The sequence below is a fragment of the Tsukamurella hominis genome, assembly GCF_965137015.1.
In the GTDB taxonomy this organism is placed as follows: domain Bacteria; phylum Actinomycetota; class Actinomycetes; order Mycobacteriales; family Mycobacteriaceae; genus Tsukamurella; species Tsukamurella hominis.
This window is the reverse complement of sequence record NZ_CBCRZG010000020.1, coordinates 41,848-62,327: the sequence shown is the minus strand read 5'-3', so window position 1 is coordinate 62,327 and position 20,480 is coordinate 41,848. Positions and strand designations below refer to the sequence as shown.

General features: G+C 72.5%; 20 protein-coding genes. 10 read left to right on the top strand and 10 right to left on the bottom strand.

Annotated elements, in window-relative coordinates; genetic code table 11:
• Positions 1-6 precede the first annotated feature (6 nt).
• Positions 7-891: an SDR family oxidoreductase gene (locus ACM9LD_RS20305; RefSeq protein ID WP_415678358.1), complete on the top strand. Its 885-nt coding sequence runs from the start codon at positions 7-9 to the stop codon at positions 889-891.
• A 9-nt stretch (positions 892-900) separates the two neighbouring features.
• Positions 901-1,467 carry a TetR/AcrR family transcriptional regulator gene (locus tag ACM9LD_RS20300; protein ID WP_415678357.1) on the top strand — a complete coding sequence of 189 codons (567 nt, stop codon included), beginning with the start codon at positions 901-903 and terminating at the stop codon, positions 1,465-1,467.
• Here ACM9LD_RS20300 and ku read toward each other — a convergent pair whose 3' ends face one another.
• A complete protein-coding gene (gene ku / locus ACM9LD_RS20295) occupies positions 1,468-2,280 on the bottom strand; it encodes a non-homologous end joining protein Ku (protein ID WP_415678356.1) in 813 nt (270 codons plus the stop codon).
• Positions 2,281-2,636: 356 nt separating this feature from the next.
• Between ku and ACM9LD_RS20290 the strand changes: the two genes are divergently transcribed.
• Genes ACM9LD_RS20290 through ACM9LD_RS20270 form a run of 5 tightly spaced genes read left to right on the top strand, consistent with a single transcriptional unit; the run spans position 2,637 to position 7,653 of the window.
• A complete protein-coding gene (locus ACM9LD_RS20290; RefSeq protein WP_415678355.1) occupies positions 2,637-5,006 on the top strand; it encodes an ATP-dependent DNA ligase in 2,370 nt (789 codons plus the stop codon).
• A gap of 47 nt (positions 5,007-5,053) precedes the next feature.
• Positions 5,054-5,512, top strand: coding sequence for a MarR family winged helix-turn-helix transcriptional regulator (locus ACM9LD_RS20285; protein WP_415678354.1), 459 nt, complete (start codon positions 5,054-5,056; stop codon positions 5,510-5,512).
• Positions 5,509-5,895: a DUF5313 family protein gene (locus ACM9LD_RS20280; protein WP_415678353.1), complete on the top strand. Its 387-nt coding sequence runs from the start codon at positions 5,509-5,511 to the stop codon at positions 5,893-5,895. Before ACM9LD_RS20285 ends, ACM9LD_RS20280 begins: the two co-directional genes overlap by 4 nt.
• Positions 5,896-5,953: 58 nt before the next feature.
• Complete coding sequence (locus tag ACM9LD_RS20275) at positions 5,954-6,811, top strand: P1 family peptidase (RefSeq protein WP_415678352.1); 858 nt, start codon at positions 5,954-5,956, stop codon at positions 6,809-6,811.
• A gap of 17 nt (positions 6,812-6,828) precedes the next feature.
• Positions 6,829-7,653 (top strand): chymotrypsin family serine protease, encoded by an 825-nt coding sequence (locus tag ACM9LD_RS20270; protein WP_415678351.1) that lies wholly within the window; start codon positions 6,829-6,831, stop codon positions 7,651-7,653.
• A 7-nt stretch (positions 7,654-7,660) separates the two neighbouring features.
• Here ACM9LD_RS20270 and ACM9LD_RS20265 read toward each other — a convergent pair whose 3' ends face one another.
• Both ACM9LD_RS20265 and ACM9LD_RS20260 read right to left on the bottom strand, forming a co-directional pair.
• Positions 7,661-9,148, bottom strand: coding sequence for a bifunctional phosphatase PAP2/diacylglycerol kinase family protein (locus ACM9LD_RS20265; protein ID WP_415678350.1), 1,488 nt, complete (start codon positions 9,146-9,148; stop codon positions 7,661-7,663).
• Between the two features lie 40 nt (positions 9,149-9,188).
• On the bottom strand, positions 9,189-10,061 hold the full coding sequence (locus ACM9LD_RS20260; RefSeq protein WP_415678349.1) for a LysR family transcriptional regulator ArgP: 873 nt from the start codon (positions 10,059-10,061) through the stop codon (positions 9,189-9,191).
• Positions 10,062-10,132: 71 nt separating this feature from the next.
• Between ACM9LD_RS20260 and ACM9LD_RS20255 the strand changes: the two genes are divergently transcribed.
• On the top strand, positions 10,133-10,744 hold the full coding sequence (locus tag ACM9LD_RS20255; RefSeq protein ID WP_415678348.1) for a LysE/ArgO family amino acid transporter: 612 nt from the start codon (positions 10,133-10,135) through the stop codon (positions 10,742-10,744).
• A gap of 111 nt (positions 10,745-10,855) precedes the next feature.
• Here the strand turns inward: ACM9LD_RS20255 and ACM9LD_RS20250 are convergent, their stop codons facing one another.
• On the bottom strand, positions 10,856-11,752 hold the full coding sequence (locus ACM9LD_RS20250; protein WP_415678347.1) for a DUF559 domain-containing protein: 897 nt from the start codon (positions 11,750-11,752) through the stop codon (positions 10,856-10,858).
• Positions 11,753-11,864: 112 nt separating this feature from the next.
• Here ACM9LD_RS20250 and ACM9LD_RS20245 point away from each other — a divergent pair, with 112 nt between their 5' ends.
• Entirely contained in the window at positions 11,865-12,515 is a 651-nt protein-coding gene (locus tag ACM9LD_RS20245) for an NAD(P)H-binding protein (RefSeq protein ID WP_068523400.1), read from the top strand.
• A gap of 65 nt (positions 12,516-12,580) precedes the next feature.
• Here the strand turns inward: ACM9LD_RS20245 and pntB are convergent, their stop codons facing one another.
• The 4 genes from pntB to ACM9LD_RS20225 all read right to left on the bottom strand — a co-directional run bounded on the left by pntB (position 12,581) and on the right by ACM9LD_RS20225 (position 17,262).
• On the bottom strand, positions 12,581-14,029 hold the full coding sequence (gene pntB / locus ACM9LD_RS20240; protein ID WP_068523399.1) for a Re/Si-specific NAD(P)(+) transhydrogenase subunit beta: 1,449 nt from the start codon (positions 14,027-14,029) through the stop codon (positions 12,581-12,583).
• Positions 14,030-14,036: 7 nt separating this feature from the next.
• Positions 14,037-15,563: a Re/Si-specific NAD(P)(+) transhydrogenase subunit alpha gene (locus ACM9LD_RS20235; RefSeq protein WP_415678346.1), complete on the bottom strand. Its 1,527-nt coding sequence runs from the start codon at positions 15,561-15,563 to the stop codon at positions 14,037-14,039.
• A 314-nt stretch (positions 15,564-15,877) separates the two neighbouring features.
• Positions 15,878-16,342 (bottom strand): MarR family winged helix-turn-helix transcriptional regulator, encoded by a 465-nt coding sequence (locus ACM9LD_RS20230; protein WP_415678345.1) that lies wholly within the window; start codon positions 16,340-16,342, stop codon positions 15,878-15,880.
• Positions 16,342-17,262 carry a D-isomer specific 2-hydroxyacid dehydrogenase family protein gene (locus ACM9LD_RS20225; RefSeq protein ID WP_415678344.1) on the bottom strand — a complete coding sequence of 307 codons (921 nt, stop codon included), beginning with the start codon at positions 17,260-17,262 and terminating at the stop codon, positions 16,342-16,344. Before ACM9LD_RS20225 ends, ACM9LD_RS20230 begins: the two co-directional genes overlap by 1 nt.
• Before the next feature lie 110 nt (positions 17,263-17,372).
• Between ACM9LD_RS20225 and ACM9LD_RS20220 the strand changes: the two genes are divergently transcribed.
• On the top strand, positions 17,373-17,990 hold the full coding sequence (locus ACM9LD_RS20220; protein ID WP_415678343.1) for a hypothetical protein: 618 nt from the start codon (positions 17,373-17,375) through the stop codon (positions 17,988-17,990).
• A gap of 79 nt (positions 17,991-18,069) precedes the next feature.
• Here ACM9LD_RS20220 and ACM9LD_RS20215 read toward each other — a convergent pair whose 3' ends face one another.
• Both ACM9LD_RS20215 and ACM9LD_RS20210 read right to left on the bottom strand, forming a co-directional pair.
• The gene (locus tag ACM9LD_RS20215; RefSeq protein ID WP_068523395.1) at positions 18,070-18,327 is read right to left on the bottom strand and encodes an HPr family phosphocarrier protein; all 258 of its coding nucleotides are present in this window, start codon (positions 18,325-18,327) and stop codon (positions 18,070-18,072) included.
• A 67-nt stretch (positions 18,328-18,394) separates the two neighbouring features.
• A complete protein-coding gene (locus tag ACM9LD_RS20210; protein WP_415678342.1) occupies positions 18,395-20,443 on the bottom strand; it encodes a PTS fructose transporter subunit IIABC in 2,049 nt (682 codons plus the stop codon).
• Positions 20,444-20,480: the final 37 nt, after the last annotated feature.

The window sequence follows — 20,480 nt, the reverse complement described above, 5'->3', positions numbered from 1 at the left end:
CTCACCATGCGATTCTTCGTCACAGGCGCGTCCGGCTTCGTCGGCTCCGCGGTGGTCACCGAGCTGCTCGGCGCCGGCCACGAGGTGACCGGCCTGGTCCGGTCCGATCGCGGAACCGATACCGTCCGCGCCCTGGGCGCCGAACCGGTCCGCGGCACGATCGAGGAGACCGCGGTGCTCCGCGCGGCGTCCGCGGCCGCGGACGGAGTCATCCACCTGGCGTTCAATCACGACTTCTCGCGGTTCGCCGAGTCGGCGCGGGTCGAGGTCGCGGCCATCGACGCGATGGGCGAGGCGCTCGCCGGGTCAGGCCGGCCGCTGGTCATCGCCTCCGGCCTCCTCGGGCTGGTCGGCGGGCGGGACGCACTGGAGACCGACCCGATGCCGCCGTCCCCGCGGTCCGCCGGCTTCGCCGCCGCGCTCGCGCTCGCGGAGCGAGGCGTCCGCTCGTCCGTGGTCCGGCTGGCACCGTCGGTGCACGACGACGTCCCCGCCGGCTTCGTCGGCCGCCTCGCCGCGATCGCCCGCGACACCGGGCGATCCGGGTACGTCGGCGACGGGGCGCAGCGCTGGCCCGCGGTGCACCGCCGCGACGCCGCGCGCCTGTTCCGCCTGGCCGCCGAGAAGGGCGCAGCGGGATCGGTCTTCCACGCCGCCGGCGAGGCGGTGGCGGTGGCCGACATCGCCGGTGCCGTCGGCCGGCTCGTGGGGGTCCCGGTCGACGCGGTCGGGCTCGGCGAGGCCGAGGAGCGGTTCGGCTTCCTCGCACCGCTGCTCGCCCTGGACACCACGGCGTCGACCGAGCGGACCCGGGCCGCGCTGGGGTGGGCGCCCGGCGGCGCGGGCCTCGTCGACGACATCGCGCGCTGGGATCCGGCGGCCGTTTCGTAGGCTCGACGCATGGCACGGTGGCAGCCGAACGCGCAGGAGCGGCTCGAGGCGGCGGCGTTCGCGCTGTTCGCGGAGCAGGGCTACGACGCCACCACCGTCGCGCAGATCGCCGAACGCGCGGGACTCACCGAGCGCACGTTCTTCCGGCACTACGCCGACAAGAAGGAGGTCCTGTTCTGGGGGCAGGGGCTGCTCGAGGAGGCGCTCGCCGCGCAGGCCGCCGAGGCGGCCCCTGGGGCCGCGCCGATCGACGTCGTCGAGGCCGCTTTCGGCACGATGGCGCGGATGATCGCCGGCCGCGGCGCCCTGCCGATCGAGCGGCAGCGCGTCATCGACGCGACGCCCGCCCTCCGCGAGCGCGAGCTGCACAAGATGGACTCCCTCGGGCGCGCCGTCGCCGCCGCGCTCGCGGGCCGCGGCGCGTCGCCCCGGGTCGCGCGGGTCGTGGCCGGAGCGGGCGTCGCCGCCTTCACCGCCGCGTACGAGGAGTGGATCGCGGCGGAGGGCACCGTCGACCTGGAGGACCTGGCCCGGCGCGCCTTCGCGGACCTCGGGGACGCCGTCGGCCGGCGGTGATCAGCCCGCGGCGCGCTTGCGGGCGGGCCGCTCGGCCTGCGACTCCCGGTTCTTCACCGACGCCTTGAGCGCGGCGAGCAAGTCGGCGACCTCGTCGTCCTCGGCCTCCTCCTCGGGCGCCTCGGGGAAGGCGGTGCCGCCGGTGGCCTTCGCCTCGATCAGCTGGCGCAGCTGCACCTGGTAGTCGTCCTCGTACTGCTCCGGGTCGAAGTCCGTCGCCATCGAGTCGATGAGCGAGGCCGCCATCGCCAGCTCCTGCGGGCGGATCTTCACGTCCTCGGTCAGCGCGGGGAACTCGGGCGTGCGTACCTCGTCGGGCCAGAGCAGCGTCTGCAGCACCATCACGTTGCCGACCACGCGGAGCGCGCACAGCCGTGTGCGGTTACGCAGCGTGAAGGTGCAGATCGCGAGCCTGTCCGTCTCCTGCAGCGCCTTCCGCAGCAGCACGTAGGCCTTGGGCGACTTCGACGAGGGCTCCAGGAAGTACGGCTTGTCGAACATGATCGGGTCGACGTCCTCGCGCGGCACGAACTCGGTGACCGCGATCTCCCGGTGCTTCTCCACCGGCATCGACTTGATGTCCTCCTTGGAGAGCACCACCGTGTCGCCGCCGTCGGACTCGTAGGCGTTCGCGATGTTCGAGAACTCCACCTCGTCGTCGGTGCCCTCGCGCACGCGCTTGTAGCGGATGCGGACCCCGTCCTTCGAGTCCACCTGGTGCGACTTCGCGTCGTGGCTCTCGATCGCGGAGTACACCTTCACGGGCACGTTCACGAGCCCGAACGACAGCTCACCCGTCCATATCGCGCGCATGTGACCATTGTGACTGGTGAGGAGTCATTTAGCGAGAGGAGATCCCGCACCCGCCTCCGGACTCCGAACGGGGTCGCTTCTCGTCCGAGAAGGTGATGCGCGGCGCGCATCACCGAGAACCTGCAGGTCAAGCGTCTTTCGACGAGCGGGGCGATGCGGGTGGCGCATCACCGGTCGTGTTCACGTCTCCGACGCCCTGCCGATCGACTTTCCGCCTCCGCGTCCCGCGGCGACGGCGATGCGCCCACCGCATCACCGGACGGTATAGCCCCAGGTCAGAGGCGATGCCTTTCGCGCATCATCGTTTCGGCGACACGACTCCCCCGTTTCGGCTCGATGAGCTCGATAATGGGGCCGTGGCGCAGATCCGGGAGAACCGCGAGGTCGACGGCGTCGGCGTGCAGCTGACCAACCTCGACAAGGTGCTCTACCCCGCCACGGGCACCACGAAGGCCGAGGTCATCGACTACTTCCAGGCGATCGCGCCGTTCGCGCTCCCCCACCTGCGTGACCGCCCGCTCACCCGCAAGCGCTGGCCCAACGGCGTGGACAAGACCGCCTTCTTCGAGAAGCGGCTGCCGACCCACGCACCCGCGTGGATCCGCCGCGGCAGCCAGTTCCACTCCGACGGCGAGTCCCAGTACCCGATCATCGAGAACGCCGCCGGCATGGTGTGGCTCGGCCAGCAGGCGGCGCTCGAGCTGCACGTCCCGCAATGGGCCTTCGTGCCCGACGGTGCCGACCCCGACCGCCCCGAGGTGCCGGGCCCGCCGAACCGCCTCGTGCTGGACCTGGATCCCGGCCCGGACGTCACGCTCGACGAGTGCGCCGCCCTCGCGCTGCGCATCCGCGAGCTGCTCGCCGCGATGGGCATGGACGGCTACCCCGTGACCAGCGGGTCGAAGGGGCTGCACGTCTACGCGCCCCTGCCCGGCGGCATCTCCGCGCAGGGCGCCCGCAAGGTCGCGCACGCGATCGCGTCGCAGCTGGAGGCCGAGTCGCCCGAGCTGGTCACCGCGTCGATGGCGAAGGACCAGCGCGGCGGCCGCGTCTTCGTCGACTGGTCGCAGAACAGCGCCTCCAAGACCACCGTCGCGCCGTACTCGCTGCGGGGGCGGGACCATCCGTGGGTCGCCGCGCCGCGCACCTGGGACGAGCTCGCCCGGCCCGGCCTGCGCCAGCTCGAGTTCGGCGAGGTGCTCGCGCGGGCCCTGGCCGACGGCGACCTCCTCGCCGGGCTCGACGGTGCCGGGTCCGCCCCGGCGGCACCGTCGGCGCTGCCGCCCGAGCCCGTCGACCTCGGCGAGTACCGCGCCAAGCGCGACGCGCGGAAGACGCCCGAGCCCTTCGGCGGCGCACCGTCGTCCGGCGATCCGATCTTCGTCATCCAGGAGCACCACGCGCGGCGCCTGCACTACGACTTCCGCCTGGAGCACGACGGGGTGCTCGCCTCCTGGGCCGTGCCGAAGAACCTCCCCGACGACCCCGAGATCAACCACCTCGCCGTCCGCACCGAGGACCACCCGATGGACTACGCGGCCTTCGAGGGCAGCATCCCCAAGGGCGAGTACGGCGGCGGCGACGTGACCATCTGGGACCACGGCACCTACGAGCTGGAGAAGTGGCGCTCGAACGAAGTGATCGTCACGCTGCACGGGAACCGCCTGCAGGGCAAGCGGTACGCACTGATCCGCACCGGCGAGAAGAACTGGCTGGCGCACCTCACCAAGGACACGTCCACGCCCGCCAAGCCCGCGGCGGGCCTCGCGCCGGATCCCATGCTGCCCACCGAGTCCGCGATCGACGGTCTCTCCGGCGCGGACTGGGCCTTCGAGGGCAAGTGGGACGGCTACCGCATGATCGCGACGGTGCGCGGCGGCGCCGTCTCCCTGCGCACCCGATCGGGCCGCACGGTGACCGGCGAGTTCCCCGAGTTCGAGTCGCTGGCAGCCGATCTCGACGGGATGGACGTGGTGCTCGACGGCGAGGCGGTCGTGCTCGATCCGGACGGCGTCCCGTCGTTCCACCTGATGGCGGGCGGCGACACCCGGGCCGGCGCGGTGCAGCTGTACCTCTTCGACGTCCTCTCCCTGAACGGCGTGGACCTCACGAAGCGCCCGTGGACGGTGCGCCGCCAGGTGCTGGAAGGCCTTGCGCCGCTGCTCGAGCACGACACCGCGGTGAGCGTGCCGCCGCTCGTCGAGGCGGCGACCGGCGCGGAGGCCGCGGCGCTCAGCGCGGAGCTCGGCTGGGAGGGGATCATCGCGAAGCGGCGGGATTCGCCGTACCTGCCCGGGCAGCGGGTGCGCGCGTGGCTCAAGCACAAGAACTGGCGCGATCTGCAGGTCGCGATCGGCGGCTGGAAGCCGGGGAAGGGCTCGCGGGCGAACGGGATCGGCTCGGTGCTGGTGGGTCTGCCCGCGGAGACGGGGCTCGTCTACCTGGGGTCGGTGGGGTCGGGGTTCAGCGACCGCGACCTGGCGGCGCTCGCCGACGAACTGGAGCCGCTGCGCATGCGCCGCTCCCCGTTCACCGCCCCGATCGACGATCCGGAGGCGCGCGACGCGGTCTGGGTGCTGCCGAAGGTGATCGGCGACGTGCGGTACTCGTCGCTGCGCCGGGGCGGCCACCTGCGGCAACCCAGCTGGCGAGGCTTCCGGCGCGACCTGCTCCCCGGCGACCTGCCCTCCGCCGACGAGGCGCCCTGGGAGGGCCCCGAGGAATAGTTAGTGCACTATTGATTCGTGCACTACTTATCTGCTACCGTCGGGATATGACAGATCCCGACCCGCTCGCCCTGGAGCGCCAGGTGTGCTTCGCACTGGCCGTCGCCAACCGCGCGGTGCTCTCGGTGTACCGGCCGATCCTGGCGCCGATGGGGCTCACGCACCCCCAGTACCTCGTGATGCTGGCGCTGTGGGAGGCGTCGCCCCGGTCGGTGAAGGAGATCGCCGAGGCGCTGCAGCTGGATTCGCCCACCCTGAGCCCGCTGCTCAAGCGGCTCGAGGCGCAGGGCCTGCTCACCCGCGGTCGCTCCACGGACGACGAGCGCCGGATCGACGTCGAGCTCACCGAGGCCGGCCACGGGCTGCGCGAGCAGGCCCTCGCCGTGCCGCCCGCCGTGATCGAACGCCTCGGCGCGAGCCTCGAGGAGCTCGAGGACCTGCACCGCGTGCTCACCACCGTCAACGCCAAAGCGCTCGCCGCGGGCGCACTGAAGGAGTCCCGATGAACGCCGTCCACCGCCCCGATCCCCTGCACTACCTCGCCTGGGTCTACACCGGCACGCTGCCGGAACGGAACCGGGAGTGGGTGCGCCGCACCCTGACCCGCCGCACCTGGGCCGCGCGTCACCTGATCCGCGGCCAGCTCGCCGTGCTGCCGGTGTACGCGCTGCTCATGCTGCTGCCCGGCCCGCTGGCGCTGCGCGGCGCGACCGTGCTGCTCGGCGCGCTGCTCGCCGTCTTCTACAACGCCGCCTACATGCGCCCCAACCGCGCCCGCCGGCTGGAGAAGAACGGCCTCGATCCCGAGCTGGAGAACCCCGCCGTGGCCGAGCGCCGCGACGCGACCCGCGCCGCCTACGAGGCCGCGTACGCCCCCACCCGCGCCTGACACCCCGCGCCCGACCCGCCGCCGCCCGCGCGTGACGGCACCGTCGTAGCCTGGGAGCATGCCCGTCGTCCCGAGCGTCACCGTCCCCGGCGTCCGCGTCGGCCACTTCACCGACGCGGCGGCCCGCACGGGCTGCACCGTCGTGACCTTCCCCGACGGCACCGTCGGCTCCGGGGAGGTGCGCGGCGGCGCCCCCGCCTCCCGCGAGTTCGACCTGCTCTCCCCCGAGCGCTCCGTCGAGGAGATCCACGCCGCCGTGCTCACCGGGGGCTCCGCCTTCGGCCTCGCCAGCGCCGACGGGGTGATGCGCCGGCTCGAGGAGGAGGGCCGAGGCGTCGAGACCGTGGCCGGGCGCGTGCCGATCGTGCCCACCCTGGGCCTGTTCGACCTCATGGTCGGCGATCCGACGATCCGCCCGACCGCCGAGAACGGCTACGCGGCAGCGGCTTCCGCGAGCACCGACACCGAGCTCCACGGCCTGATCGGCGCCGGCACCGGCGCCACCACGGGCAAGGCCCGCGGCCTGGAGAACCTGCACGACGCCGGCCTCGCGTACGCCGAGGTCCGCGCGGGCGAGGTGATCGTCGGCGCGCTGTGCGCCGTGAACGCCTTCGGCGACATCCTCACCGGCGAGGCCGGGACCCCCGACTTCGGCGACTACGAGCCCTTCGGCGGCAACCGGCAGAACACCACCATCGGCGTGGTGCTCACCAACGCGAAGCTCACCAAGATCGAGTGCCTCATCCTCGCCCAGGGCGCGCACGACGGGCTGGCCCGCGCGATCGACCCGCCGCACACGCGGTTCGACGGCGACGCCTTCATCTCCGCCGCGACCGGCGAGGTCGAGGCGAAGGTCGACGTGGTGCGCGCGCTGGCGATCTCCGCCGTCACCGAGGCCATCCGCTCGCGCGCCTGACGCCCTACGCTGAGCCGATGACCGCCGCCCGCCGCCCGCTGCGGGCAGCGGCGTGCGCGGTGTCGGTTCTCCTGCTCGGCGGCTGCGCCGTGGTCCAGCGCGACGAGGTCGCCGCACCGGAGGCACCGTCGAGCCCGACGGTCGTGATCACGACGCCCGTCGTGCAGCCCTACGACGTGGTGGCGCCCGGCCTGAAGCCCGCGACGGCGCCGAAACCCACCACCGGGTCCGGGATCACCACGTACGCCGACCCGTTCGGCGTGTACGCGAGCGTCTGCACCCTGGGCTTCCTCGCCCGCTACCCCGGCGGCCAGGTCGTGGCCTTCACCGCCGGGCACTGCGCCGAGCTGGCCGGGAAGGCCCGGCCGGGCCGCAATCCCGTCGCCCGCTACCTGACCCCGGACGGCGGCAGCACCCCGTTCGGCGAGTACATCAAGGCCACCCGCAGCACCCGCGGGCAGGACATCGCGATCATCCAGCTCGCGGGGAGCGACGTCGCCCCGGTCGCGCGGGCGATCGGCCCCGTCCGGGGCGTCAGCCGCACTGAGGACCTGCGCGCGGGACGGCCCGAGATCTGCGTCGTCGGCGCGCGCACCGGCAAGCACTGCGGTGTGCTCGACGACGTGACCGGCACCCGCGTCACCTGGGCCGGGATCCCCGCCGTCGAAGGGGATTCGGGCGGCCCCGTCTACGCCCGGTGGCCCGACGGGACGTTCACCGCCGTCGGCGTGGTCAACACGGTGCACACCCGGCCCGACGGGACCGGGACCGGCGGCGGCACGGGCACCCTCATCGCCGCGGACATCAACGCCAACGAGATGACGCTGCTGGGCGTCTCGTGAGTGCGGGTCAGCGCGTGAGGCTGGTGCCGAAGACGCGCAGCGCCCGGTAGTCCACCCGGAACCGGGCACGGGTGTGCAGTTCGCCCGCCTCGCCGTCGTGGGCCACGCGGAAGGGCTCGTCGGCCTCGATCGTGACGACGGGGGCCTGCACCTCGCGGTAGACCCTGGAGTTGCGGATCCGCCCGCTGATCCAGGAGCCGAACAGCCGGGCGGTCGCGTTGCCGTGCCCGTCCTCGAGGTACCGCACGTCGAGCACGCCGTCGTCGATCCGGGTCCGCCGCCCCGGCACGAAACCCGGTGCGCCGTACATGGAATTGCCGAGGAAGAAGAAGGACACGGTGACCGGGCGGCCCTCGATCCGCACCTCCACCGGGGCGGTGTGCCGGAGCACCCGGCGCAGCGCGCGCACCGTCGCGGTCACCCGGCCGATGCGCCGCCGCTGGTACCGCGTGCGGGCGCGCACGAACTCCGGGTAGGCGCCGATACTCGCAGTGTTGAGCAGCAGCTTCTCGTCGTTGAGCCACACCACGTCGACATGGGCGAGTCGCCCGGCCCGGATCGAATCGACGACGGCGGCGACGCTCTCGGCCCCGATGTCCTTCGCGAAGTGGTTGAAGGTGCCCGCGGGGAAGACGGCCAGGGGCTTGTCCGCGGCGACGGCGTGCGCGGCGAGCGTCGCGACCGTGCCGTCGCCGCCCGCGACGCCGAGGAACTCCGCGCGCTCCGCCGCCTCGGCGGCGACCGCCTCGATGTCGGAATCCTCGTCGAGCTCGACGATCTCGGCCTTCGGCAGGGTGCTGCGGATCTCCTCCGCGACGCGGGTGCCGGTGCCGTCGCCGGACGCGGGGTTGAGCACGACGACGAGGCCGGCGCCGTCGGGATCCGTCGCGATCCGCTCGACGGTGGGCTCCGGCGTCATGGTGCGGCTGTCGTCGACGGGCGGCACCAGGCGGGCGCCCGCGACCGCGACGCCCGCGCCGACGGCGAAGCCGGCCAGCACGTCGCCCGGGTAATGGGCGCCGGTGGCGACCCGGGAGAAGCCCACCGCCCCGGCCAGGCAGGCGAGCGCATATCCCGCGATGCGGTTCTCCAGGCCCACCCCGATCGCGAACGCCGCCGCGGCGGCCGAGTGGCCCGACGGGAAGGACGTCGACGTGGGCTGGCGGCGGGCGCGCTTGGCCGGCACCCCGTCGTGCACGGGGCGGCGGCGCGGGTAGATCCGCTTGAGCCCCTGGTTCACGATGAGGCTGGTGACGGCGAGCGTGGCGACGCCGCGGACGGCGCCGCGCCGCGACGACAGCTCGCCCAGGCCGCCGAGGCCCGCGGCGATGACCATCCACAGCTTCGAGTGGTCGGCCGCGGCCGACAGCGGGCGCATGGTGAGGTCCAGCAGCGGGCTCGGCGAGTCGGCGACGGCGTCGAACAGCCGGCGGTCGAGGTCGCTGAGGCCCTCGTGGAGGGTGCGGAGCGGGTGCGGCGCTGGGTGATCCGGCATGAGCGCCAACGTACTCGCGCCCCGGCGGGTACGCGCGGGATCAGCGCAGGTGGACTGCGGCCGCGGCGTGGATCGCGTCGGCGAGGCGCTCGGTCGCGCGGGTGTGCAGCCGCCAGGACTGCCAGTACAGCTTCACGTCGACGACGTCGTCCGTGAGCCGGATCAGGGCGCCGCGATCGAGGGCGTCGCCGAGGTCCGCCTCGGGCAGGCTCCCCCAGCCGAGACCGGCGCGGACGGCGTAGGTGAAAGCCTCGGAGGACGGGATGCGGTGCATCGGCGGCGACTCCTTCACGCCGCGGCGCTGCAGCACCTTGGTCTGCAGCTCGTCCTTGCGCAGGTCGAACTGCACGACGGGCATCTCGCGCCAGCGCCAGCGTCCGCCGGAGCGCCATCGGTCCGCGTAACCGGGGGTGCAGACCGGGAGGTAGCGCATGGTGCCGAGGTACTCGACGGCGCAGCCCTGCACCGGTTCCGGGTCGGTGGTGATGGCGCCGAGGACCGAGCCCGCACGCAGGAGGTCGGCGGTGTGATGCTCGTCGTCCACGACGAGGCGCAGCAGCGGGCCGTCGGGCAGGGCGGCGACCGCGTCGATCACGTCGCGGAACCACGTGGCGAGCGAGTCGGCGTTGACGCCCACGTCGAGCACGGCCGACGGCGCGCCGCCCGCGAGCCGGCCCAGCGCGTCGGCCTCGAGAGATGCGACGCCGCGGGCGAGCCCGAGCAGCACCTCGCCCTGCGCGGTGGGGCGGCACGGGCCCTCGCGCGTGACGACCACGTGCCCCACCTGCTGCTCCAGGGCGCGGATCCGCTGGCTGACCGCCGACTGGGTGATCCGCAGGCGGGCGGCGGCCGCGCCGAAGCTCTCCTCCTCGACCACCGCGACGAGGGTCTCCAGGTGGTGCCCGCTCAGCATGAAGCGATTCTAATGGGTGATCGCGTTTTCGTATTGGCACTAATGCACGTCCCGCCCCTAGCGTCGGTGCCATGACCTCCGCACTCCTCGCCGGCCTCGGCCTCGGGCTCTCGCTGATCGTGGCGATCGGCGCCCAGAACGCCTACGTGCTGCAGGTGGGCGTGCGCGGGCGCGGCCTCGGTGCGGTGGTGGCGGTGTGCATCGCCTCGGACGTGGCGCTGATCCTCGCCGGGGTGGCGGGCCTCGGCGCCGCGGTCTCCGGCCGGCCGCTGCTCATGGAGGTGGTGAAGTGGGCGGGCGCCGTGGTGCTGGTCGGCTACGGCCTGCGGTCGCTGTGGTCGGCGCGGCGGTCCGAGGGGCTCGTCGCGGGCGGCGACGGCGCCGCCTCGGTCGCGGCCGTCGTGACCGGCGTGCTGGTGCTGACCTGGCTGAACCCGCACGTCTACCTGGACACCGTGCTGCTCCTGGGCTCCGCGTCCACGCGGTACGGCACCGACCGCTGGTGGTTCGCGCTCGGCGCCGTCGTCGCCAGCATCGCGTGGTTCTGCCTGCTGGGCTTCGGCGCCCGCCGAATGTCGGGCGTGCTCGGCCGGCCCGGGGTGTGGCGGGCCATCAACCTCGCGATCGGGCTCCTGCTCCTCGTCCTCGCCGCGCGGCTCGCGACAATGCCCCTCGGCGGCTGAAGCCTGTGTGCGATCGTCGCCGCTGAGCGGTCACGATCTCACACAGGTTCGCGCCAGGAGGGATCGCAGGTGCCGGGCAGGCAGACGGAACCGGCGCGGAGGCGGTTCCGCTCACACCGCGGCCGCGTTCACCGCTTCCAGAACATCGCTGATCACGGACTCGCCGTCGCCGTCGATCCGATGCCAGCCGAACCGCAGCACCCGCCACCCCGCCAGGGTGAGCCGGTTCTGCTTCCGCGCGTCGCTCGCCGCGCGCTCCGCGGTCCGGTGGAACGCCCACCCATCGATCTCGATCGCCAGCCGCTGGGCCGGGAACGCGAAGTCCACCGCGTACACCCCGAAGGGGAACTGCGCGCACCATCCCGTGATGTGATGCACCTCCATCAGTGCTTGGAAGCGACGCTCCGCTTCGGACTCCGCATCGCCCGCGATCACCTCGAGGAGCCGCCGGGCCTCCGGCATCCCGTGCCGGCCGGCGTTCCGCTTCACTGCTGCCGCGAGCGAATCGACCGTGACGACGCCCTCCTGCAGGGCGCGATCGAGCACAGTACTCCCGGCGATCTCGGCCGCCTCCAACGCGCTCAACGCCGCCGTGGTGACCGCGAGCCCGCGCACCACCTCACGATCCACGGGCAGCAGGTCACGCCGATGGACCTCCAGCGCACAGGGCAGGGTGGGAGCCCGCGCACGGTCACGGGGAACCGTCACCACCACCCGGTCCGGCGGCGACTCGACCATGCCGTGCCACCACGCGGCGGCGAGGCCCGCCACCGCGCCGCCGGTAGCGGCGGCCGCCGCGCGCAGTCGGGCCTCATCCGTGAAGGTGTGCGTGGCCGACAGATAGACACCCCCGCCCAGCCGGATCCACAGCTTCTCCCGCACCCGGCGCATCACCGCCGATGAGCTCATGCCGAGCTCCATCGCGGCCTTCCGCGTGATCACACCGTCGTGATCCGCGAGATGCTCCGCGACGCGACGCGCGACCGAATCAACCGTTCGCTCCCCCATACCCATTGGACGCACCTGCTCCGGCTCCGGTTCCCGAAGCCAGGCCTGTGTGCGATCGTCGCCGCTGAGCGGTCACGATCTCACACACGTCGGAGCGCGTACGTTGGAACACATGGCAGCTGTCACGATCATCGGTGGACACGGCAAGATCGCGCTCATCCTGGCGCGCGTCCTCAGCTCGCGGGGCGACGCGGTCACCTCGTGGATCCGCAACCCGGAGCACGCGGCGGACGTCGCCGCGACCGGGGCGAAACCCCTGGTCCTGGACGTCGAGCACGCGTCGCGCGAGGAGATCGCGGCGGCGCTCGCGGGCGCCGACGCGGTGGTCTTCTCCGCGGGCGCGGGCGGCGGGAACCCCGACCGCACCTACGCGGTGGACCGCGACGCGGCGATCCGGTCCGTCCAGGCCGCCGAGGCGGCCGGGGTGAAGCGCTACGTGATGGTCTCGTACCTCGGCGCCGCGCCGGATCACGGCGTCCCGGAGACCGACGCCTTCTTCCCGTACGCGGAGGCGAAGGCCGCCGCGGACGTCGCGGTGCGCGCCTCCGACCTGGACTGGACCGTGCTCATGCCGGGCCGCCTGACTCTCGACGAGCCCACGGGGCGGGTGGATCCCGCGGCGGTGCGGGCCGCGGACAACCCCGGCACGTCGCGCGCGAACGTCGCGCTGGTGGCGGCCTCGGTGCTGGACCGGCCCGACACCGTGGGGAAGGACCTGCCCTTCACCGACGGCGACGTGCGCATCGAGGAGGCCTGGACCTAAGTCCCGGACACGACTCGGGCCCGGCACCGTCTTCTCGACAGTGCCGGGCCCGAGTGCTGTTCGCGTCAGCGCATCGCGGAGAGGATGTCCTGCACGCGGTCCTTGGCGTCGCCGAAGAGCATCGCCGAATTGTCGCGGAAGAACAGCGGGTTCTGGACGCCCGCGTAACCGGCGGCCATCGACCGCTTGAAGACGATCACGTTCTCGGCCTCCCACACGGTGAGCACCGGCATGCCCGCGATGGGACTGCTCGGGTCCTCGGACGCGGCCGGGTTCACGGTGTCGTTGGCGCCGATCACCAGGACCACGTCGGTCTCGGGGAAGTCGTCGTTGATCTCGTCCATCTCGAGCACGATGTCGTACGGCACCTTCGCCTCGGCGAGGAGCACGTTCATGTGCCCGGGCAGGCGGCCGGCGACGGGGTGGATGCCGAAGCGGACCTCGACGCCCTTCTTGCGCAGCTCGCTGGTCAGCTCGGCGACGCCGTACTGGGCCTGCGCCACGGCCATGCCGTAGCCCGGGGTGATGACCACGGACTTGGCGCCGGTGAGGAGCTCGGCGACCTGCTCGGCGTTGACCTCGCGGTGCTCGCCGTAGTCCTTGTCGTCGGCCGGGCCGGCCTCGATGCCGAAGCCGCCCGCGATGACGGAGATGAACGAGCGGTTCATCGCCTTGCACATGATGTAGCTCAGGTACGCACCCGAGGAGCCGACGAGCGCACCGGTGACGATGAGCAGGTCGTTGCTCAGCAGGAAGCCGGACGCGGCCGCGGCCCAACCGGAGTAGCTGTTGAGCATCGAGATGACGACCGGCATGTCGCCGCCGCCGATCGAGGCCACCAGGTGCCAGCCCAGGAACAGGGCGAGCGCGGTGATCACGCCGAGCAGGATCATCGAGGTGTTGTCGCCGTGGGTGTCCCGCGAGACGTAGACGGCGGTGAGCACGATGAAGACGACGATCGAGCCGACGTTGATGTAGTTCTTGCCGGGCAGCATGAGCGGCGCCGACTTCATCTTGCCGGAGAGCTTGCGGTTGGCGACGATCGAGCCGGTCAGGGTGACCGCACCGATGAAGATGCCGATCGCGATCTCGGCCTCGTGGATGTTGGTGAGCGCGCGGACGTCGGCCGGGTTCACGCCGTCGGCGTGGAAGCCCTCGAGCGCGCCGTTCCAGCCGATGAGCACGGCCGCCAGGCCCACGAAGGAGTGGAGCAGGGCGATGAGCTCGGGCATGCCGGTCATCTCGACGATGCGCGCGCGCCAGAAGCCGATGAGCGCGCCGATCACGATGGCGCCGGCCATGAGCAGGACGGGCAGCCAGGTCAGGTCGAGCTCGGGCTTGAGGACCTTGTCGATGACCAGCGCGATGGTCGCCACCAGGGCGATGCCCATGCCGACGATGCCGTAGGTCAGGCCGCTCTTGGAGGTCTCGTGCTTGGACAGCCCGGCCAGCGAGAGGATGAACAGCAGCGAGGCGACGATGTAGGCCGCAACGGAGATTGCAGTGATACTCATGGGTTACTCATGCCCCCTTGCTGAACATGGCGAGCATGCGGCGGGTGACCGCGAAGCCACCGAAGATGTTGATCGACGCGACCAGGATCGCGATCGTCGACAGCACCAGGACGGTCGTGGTGTTGGTGGCGATCTGCAGGAGCGCGCCCACCACGACGACGCCGGAGATGGCGTTGGTGACCGACATCAGGGGCGTGTGCAGCGCGTGCGCCACGTTGCCGATGACGTAGTAGCCGATGACGATCGCCAGCATGAGCACGGTGAAGTGCTGCGGCAGCGGGTTCGGCGAGAAGCTGATCAGCAGCCCGAAGAGCAGAACGCCCACGAGGGTGAGCGAGACCTTCTTGGACGCCGACATCGGCTCCTTGACGGGCGCGGCCTCGACCTCGGCGGCGGGGGCGGCCTTCGGCGCGGCCGAGACCTGCACCGGCGGCGGCGGGAACAGCAGTTCGCCCGCGCGGGTCACGGTGATCGACCGCTGGACCGGGTCCTCGAAGTCGAGCACGAGCTGCCCGTCCTTCTCGGGGGTCACCAGCTTGAGCAGGTTGACGAGGTTCGTGCCGTACAACTGCGAGGCCTGCGCGGGCAGGCGCCCGGCGAGGTCGGTGTAGCCGATGATGGTGACGCCGTTCGGCGTGACGATCGCCTGGTCCTTGACGGTGCCGCCGACGTTGCCGCCGTTGGACGCCGCCATGTCGACGATGACGCTGCCGGGCTTCATCGACGCGACCATCTCCTCGGTGATGATCCGCGGCGCGGGGCGCCCGGGGATCAGAGCCGTGGTGATGATGATGTCGACGTCCTTGCACTGCTCGGCGTAGAGCTGCGCCTCGCGGGCCTTGTAGTCGTCGCCCATCTCCTTGGCGTAACCGGTGGCCGAGACCTCGGCCTCCTCGTTCTGCACGGAGAGGTACTCGCCGCCGAGCGACGCGACCTGGTCGGCCACCTCGGGGCGGGGGTCGGTCGCGCGCACGATGGCGCCGAGCGAGCCGGCGGCACCGATCGCGGCGAGGCCGGCGACGCCGGCGCCCACCACGAGCACCTTGGCGGGCGGGACCTTGCCGGCGGCGGTGACCTGGCCGGTGAAGAACCGGCCGAAGACGTGCGCGGCCTCGACGACGGCGCGGTAGCCGGCGATGTTCGCCATCGACGACAGCACGTCCATCGACTGCGCGCGGGAGATGCGCGGCACCGACTCCATCGCGAACGCGGTCAGCTCGCGGCCTCGGAGGTCCTCGAGCAGCTCGGGGTTCTGCGCGGGCGCCAGGAGCCCGGCGACGGTCGCGCCCGGCCGCATGCCGTCGAGCTGCGCGCTCGACGGGGCGTTCACGCCCAGCACGATGTCGGCGGCGCGAGCGTCACCGATCGACGCGCCTGCCTCCACGTAGGCCTCGTCCGCGAACGAGGACGCCGCACCGGCGCCCGAGTCCACGACCACCTCGTAGCCGAGCTTGATCAGCTGGGCCACCGTGGCGGGGGTTGCGGCGACGCGGGTCTCGCCCGGCTGTGCCTCTTTCAAAGCTCCGATGATCATGCGCAGCACTCCCACTGCCGACCCGCGGGCGGGGTCATGGTCGGTCCACCGACGTTCATTGATTCGTTCCTGTCGTCCCTACCGGGCCGCGCGGCTGCACGCCCGGAAGTTCCGGCACCGAGCAGACTCCATGCGTGTACGACCCCGCCGCGGTGTGAACGGAGGCGAATTTACGCGGAGGGCCCGGGGTCGCCGGGCATCGCGAGGGCACGCTGGTCGCCTGATGCACAGAACAGTGGGCTGACCATAGCACGGCATAACTTACCGCTCGGTAGCCTCGTGAGCCGCATCACTTCACGGGTTTCCGCCCGTGCTCAGAGGCCTGGCGACGGCTCCTCGCCGGGCAGATCGACGCTCATGTAGCGGTCGATCAGCGTCGCGAATGTGCGCAATTCCTCGCGGGACCAATCGGCCGTCCGGGCCTCGATCCGGCGTCGCCATTCGCGGTCCGTCTCGGCCAGCACCCGCTCGGCCTTCTCGGTGAGGCGCAACTGTCGGGAGCGGGGGTTGCCGGGGTCCACGTCGCGCGTGATGAGACCCCGCCGCTCCAGCCCCGCGAGCTGGCGGCTGGCGGTGGACTTGTCGATCGACACCGCCTCCGCGAGGTCGACGGCCCGGATCCCCGGCGACTCGTGCAGCACGAACAACAGCGTGAAGTCGACGTAGGAGACCTCGGCGCCCACGAACCGCGCGTCGCTGCGGATCCGCTTGGCCAGCCCGACGATGCCCCGGACGATGAGGTCGACCTCATCGGGGGACGCCACCGGGCCGTCGGACATCAGTAGCCCCGGTCGGCGTCGATGACGGCGAGCGGCTCCATGTCGTTGGCGAAGCGGCGGACGTTGACCTCGACGCGGGCGAGCAGCGCGGGGCGCAGGTGCTGCGGCGGGTTCGCGACGTGCGGGGTGATGATCGCGTTGGGGATCGACCACAGCGGATGGCCGTCGGGCAGCGGCTCGGGGTCGGTGACGTCCAGGCCGACGCCCCCGATCGTGCCCTTCTTCAGGGCCGCGACCAGCGCGTCCGTGTCGATCAGCGAGCCCCGCGCGACGTTGATGATCCACGAGTGGGGCTGGAGCTGCGCGAGCACCTTCGCGTTCACCAGGGCGCGGGTCTCCGCGGTCGACGGTGCCGCCAGGATCACGTGGTCGACGGCGGGCCAGACCTCGTCGAGCCGGTCCGCGGTGACCACGACCGCGTCGGAGACGTCGGTGCCCGAGCGGTTCACGGCGACCACCTTGACGCCGAGCCCGCGCAGCGCGGGGATGATGTCGCGGCCGATACCGCCCGCGCCGATGATCGCCACCGTCGTACCGCCGAGGCGGCCCGTGACGGCGGCCGCGCCCGCGGCGTCCCACGAGGCCTCGCGCCGCCACAGCCCGCGCACGCCGGCCAGCAGCAGGGCGATCGCCTGCTCGGCGACCGTGCCGGAGTACGCCCCGGCGGCCGAGGTGAAGACGACCTTCGGGTTGCCCGCGATGACGCCGCTGTCGAGGAACCCCTCGACGCCGGCGAAGGGCAGCTGCACCCAGCGGACGCTCGGCGGGAGCGCGGGCAGCGCGGCGCGGGAATCGGTCCAGACGAGGCCGTCGGCCCGGGCCAGGGGTCCGGGCTCGCCGCCGCCCGCGGTGATCGCGGCGTCGAAATCGGGATCGGGCTTCGGACCCACGGCGATGACGGGCGCGTCGTCGAATGACATGCCGCAAAGCCTAATGAGCCCGCGTCGGTGCCGTGGCCCAGCCGCGCCGATTCGATCTGTGAAAACTGAGACTTGTGTTACCTAGTGAGTCTCAAGTTAAGATTGAGACTATGTCGATGCCCTTCCTGCAGCCCGCGCAGCCGCGTCTCGCCGCGCTCCGGCGTCGCCTCGAGGCGACGCCGGTGGGCCGGCGGATCGACGAGGCCAGGCCGACCACCGCCTGGAAGGTGGTCAGCTCGGTGGTCTACTCCGGCCTCATCGCCGCGCTCGTGATGGGGGCCGCGGTCCTGCTGCTGGGGGTCAAGCCGTCGAGCCCCGAGGTCGCGCCGGTCAGCTCCGTCGAGGTCGGCGACTGCGTCACCGTCTCCGGCGGCAACGCCACCCGCACCGGCTGCGACGGCGACGGGCTCAGCTTCGCCGTCGCCGAGAAGGCCGCGGCGAAGACCGCGTGCAGCCAGCCGAGTTACGCGCGCGTCGAGTCCGCGGGCGCCGTGCTGTGCGTCGTCCCCAAGCTCACGCTGGGCACCTGCTACCAGGTCAAGCCCGATACTGCCGCGACCACCGACATCCGTTCCGTCGCCTGCCCGTCCGGGACGGGCAGCGCACCGTCGAACGTGATCCGGGTGATCGAGCGCGCGGCGGGCGCCCCGCTGACCTGCCGCGGCTCGTCGGCGCTGAACTACGCCGCGCCGCAGCGCGTGAGCTACTGCATCGCGCCGGTCACCTAGACCGGAACACGATGGAGGGGCGGCCGGGCATTCCGGCCGCCCCTCCATCGTTCGCGCCGCGTCTCAGGCGTCGAGGTGCTCAGGCGTCGAGATCCTGGGCGACGAGGGCCGCGATCGCGTCGACGGTGCCCTGATCGGCGGATTCGACGGTGACCTCCACGCCCTGCTCGGCGCCGAGGGTCATGATCATCAGCGCCGACCCGGCGTCCACCGGCTCGCCGCCGGCGACGGACAGGGTGACCTCGTGGCCCGACTCGTTGACGGCGTTCGCGATCACGGCGGCGGGGCGGGCGTGCAGGCCGACGGCCGATCCGACGGCGACGGTGGTGCTGGGCATGTCTCTCCTCGTGGGGTGTGTTCGTCTCGACGCCGCCGGTCGGCCGCGCGAGTGGTCAGGACCAGTATTACGCGGCGACGGCCGCGGGCTGGGCGGATTCGGTCGCTGCGGCGTCCGCGCGTCCGACGGACTTGGCCGCGACGACCGCCACGGCGCTCACCACGACCCCGGCGGCGAGGGCGATGAGGAACTTCCACCACGTCCCGTTCATCGCGAACAGGACGAAGACGCCGCCGTGCGGGGCGCGCAGCTGCGCGCCGAGCGCCATGGACAGGCCGCCGGTCACGGCGCCGCCGAGCATCATCGACGGGATCACCCGGAGCGGGTCGGCCGCGGCGAACGGGATGGCGCCCTCGGAGATGAACGACGCGCCGAGGAACCAGGCGGCCTTGCCGTTCTCCCGCTCGGGCTCGGTGAACAGGCTCGGGCGCAGGACCGTGGAGGCGAGGGCCAGAGCCAGCGGCGGCACCATGCCCGCGGCCATGACGGCGGCCATCATCTCCCACTGCGGCACGCCCGCGGTGGCGAGCCCGATCCCGGCGACACCGAAGGCGTACGCGGCCTTGTTCACCGGGCCGCCCAGGTCGAAGCACATCATGAGGCCGAGGACCACGCCGAGCGCGATCTTGCTGCCGCCGCTCATCCCGTTGAGGGCGTCCGTCATGGCCTCGTTGACCCAGCGCAGCGGGCCGGCGAGCACCATGTACATCAGGCCGCCGGTGATGAGCGTGGCGAACAGCGGGATGATCACCACCGGCATCAGGCCGCGGGCCCACTGCGGCAGCTGGAGCTTGCCGATCCACAGCGCGACCACACCGGCGAGCAGGCCGCCGACGACGCCGCCGATGAAGCCGGCGTTGACGGTCACCGCGAGGACGCCCGCGACGAATCCCGGTGCGAGCCCGGGACGATCGGCGATGGCGTAGGCGATGTACCCCGCGAGCACCGCGACCATGAGGCTCATCGCCGCCTGCCCCGTCGCGAAGCTGACCGCCCCGAGGTACTGCAGGAGGCCGCCGTCCGGCAGGTTCCATAGGGAGTTGTGCAGGGCGATGTACGCGCCGTCGGACGTCCCCTCGGACAGCGTGCTGTTGCCGATCTCGTATCCCGCCAACAGGAAGCCCAGCGCGATGAGCAGGCCGCCCGCTGCGACGAACGGGATCATGTAGCTGACGCCGGTGAGCAGGGCGCGCTTGAGCTGCCCGCCGAGACCCGTCGGCGCGGAGGCGGTTTCGCCGCTCGCGGCGGCGGCACCGTCGACCCTGGTGGCGTGCGGGTCGGTCGCGGCGGCGACCGCCTCGGCGATCATCGCGTCCGGCTCGTTGATGCCGCGCTTGACGCCGGAGGTGATGACGGGCTTGCCCGCGAAGCGCTCGCGGCCCTTGACCCCCACGTCGGTGGCGAAGACGACGGCGCCCGCGTCGGCGATGGTCTGCGCCGAGAGCGGCGTGGAGCCGGAGGAACCCTGCGTCTCGACGGTCAGCTCGACGCCGGCACGCTCGGCGGCCAGCTTGAGGGCGTCCGCAGCCATGTAGGTGTGCGCGATCCCCGTGGGGCAGGCCGTGATCGCCACGAGCGAGGGCTTGCCCGACGGTGCCGTCTCCTCCGCCGGTACAGCCGGGGCCGCCGGGACGGGAGCGGCGGGCTTCGGCTCCGCGGGTTTCGGGGTGATGACGTCCTCGACGAGGGCGACCACCTCCTCCGGCGTCGCGGCGGCGCGGAGCGACGCGGTGAACTCGGGCCGGACCAGGGCGCGGGCGAGCGCGCTGAGCAGCTTCATGTGCTGCGAGCCGCCGGATTCCGGTGCGGCGATGAGGAAGACGAGGTCGGCTCCGCCGTCGGGGGCGCCGAAGTCGACCTTCGGGTCGAGGCGGGCGAAGCCGAGGCTGGCGGCGGTGACGGCCGCGGCGCGGCAGTGCGGGATCGCGATGCCGCCGGGGAGGCCGGTGGCGGACTGGGCCTCACGCGCGAGCGCCGCCTCGACGAGGCCGTCGACGGAGGTGGACCGGCCGGCGTCGGTGATGCGGGCGGCGAGGTAGGCGATCACCTCGTTCTTGTCGGTGCCGGCCGAGACGTCGAGCGCGACCAGCTCGGGCGCGATGATCGATTCGGTCATGGGGGTGTTCTCCGGTTCTGCTGGTGGATCGGGCGGA

Excerpts from the sequence above, each read along its gene's own strand:
- ACM9LD_RS20305 (WP_415678358.1), top strand. The coding sequence starts at position 7 with ATGCGATTCTTCGTCACAGGCGCGTCCGGCTTCGTCGGCTCCGCGGTG.
- ACM9LD_RS20300 (WP_415678357.1), top strand. The coding sequence starts at position 901 with ATGGCACGGTGGCAGCCGAACGCGCAGGAGCGGCTCGAGGCGGCGGCG.
- ku (WP_415678356.1), bottom strand. The coding sequence starts at position 2,280 with ATGCGCGCGATATGGACGGGTGAGCTGTCGTTCGGGCTCGTGAACGTG.
- ACM9LD_RS20285 (WP_415678354.1), top strand. The coding sequence starts at position 5,054 with ATGACAGATCCCGACCCGCTCGCCCTGGAGCGCCAGGTGTGCTTCGCA.
- ACM9LD_RS20280 (WP_415678353.1), top strand. The coding sequence starts at position 5,509 with ATGAACGCCGTCCACCGCCCCGATCCCCTGCACTACCTCGCCTGGGTC.
- ACM9LD_RS20275 (WP_415678352.1), top strand. The coding sequence starts at position 5,954 with ATGCCCGTCGTCCCGAGCGTCACCGTCCCCGGCGTCCGCGTCGGCCAC.
- ACM9LD_RS20270 (WP_415678351.1), top strand. The coding sequence starts at position 6,829 with ATGACCGCCGCCCGCCGCCCGCTGCGGGCAGCGGCGTGCGCGGTGTCG.
- ACM9LD_RS20265 (WP_415678350.1), bottom strand. The coding sequence starts at position 9,148 with ATGCCGGATCACCCAGCGCCGCACCCGCTCCGCACCCTCCACGAGGGC.
- ACM9LD_RS20260 (WP_415678349.1), bottom strand. The coding sequence starts at position 10,061 with ATGCTGAGCGGGCACCACCTGGAGACCCTCGTCGCGGTGGTCGAGGAG.
- ACM9LD_RS20255 (WP_415678348.1), top strand. The coding sequence starts at position 10,133 with ATGACCTCCGCACTCCTCGCCGGCCTCGGCCTCGGGCTCTCGCTGATC.
- ACM9LD_RS20250 (WP_415678347.1), bottom strand. The coding sequence starts at position 11,752 with ATGGGGGAGCGAACGGTTGATTCGGTCGCGCGTCGCGTCGCGGAGCAT.
- ACM9LD_RS20245 (WP_068523400.1), top strand. The coding sequence starts at position 11,865 with ATGGCAGCTGTCACGATCATCGGTGGACACGGCAAGATCGCGCTCATC.
- pntB (WP_068523399.1), bottom strand. The coding sequence starts at position 14,029 with ATGAGTATCACTGCAATCTCCGTTGCGGCCTACATCGTCGCCTCGCTG.
- ACM9LD_RS20235 (WP_415678346.1), bottom strand. The coding sequence starts at position 15,563 with ATGATCATCGGAGCTTTGAAAGAGGCACAGCCGGGCGAGACCCGCGTC.
- ACM9LD_RS20230 (WP_415678345.1), bottom strand. The coding sequence starts at position 16,342 with ATGTCCGACGGCCCGGTGGCGTCCCCCGATGAGGTCGACCTCATCGTC.
- ACM9LD_RS20225 (WP_415678344.1), bottom strand. The coding sequence starts at position 17,262 with ATGTCATTCGACGACGCGCCCGTCATCGCCGTGGGTCCGAAGCCCGAT.
- ACM9LD_RS20220 (WP_415678343.1), top strand. The coding sequence starts at position 17,373 with ATGTCGATGCCCTTCCTGCAGCCCGCGCAGCCGCGTCTCGCCGCGCTC.
- ACM9LD_RS20215 (WP_068523395.1), bottom strand. The coding sequence starts at position 18,327 with ATGCCCAGCACCACCGTCGCCGTCGGATCGGCCGTCGGCCTGCACGCC.
- ACM9LD_RS20210 (WP_415678342.1), bottom strand. The coding sequence starts at position 20,443 with ATGACCGAATCGATCATCGCGCCCGAGCTGGTCGCGCTCGACGTCTCG.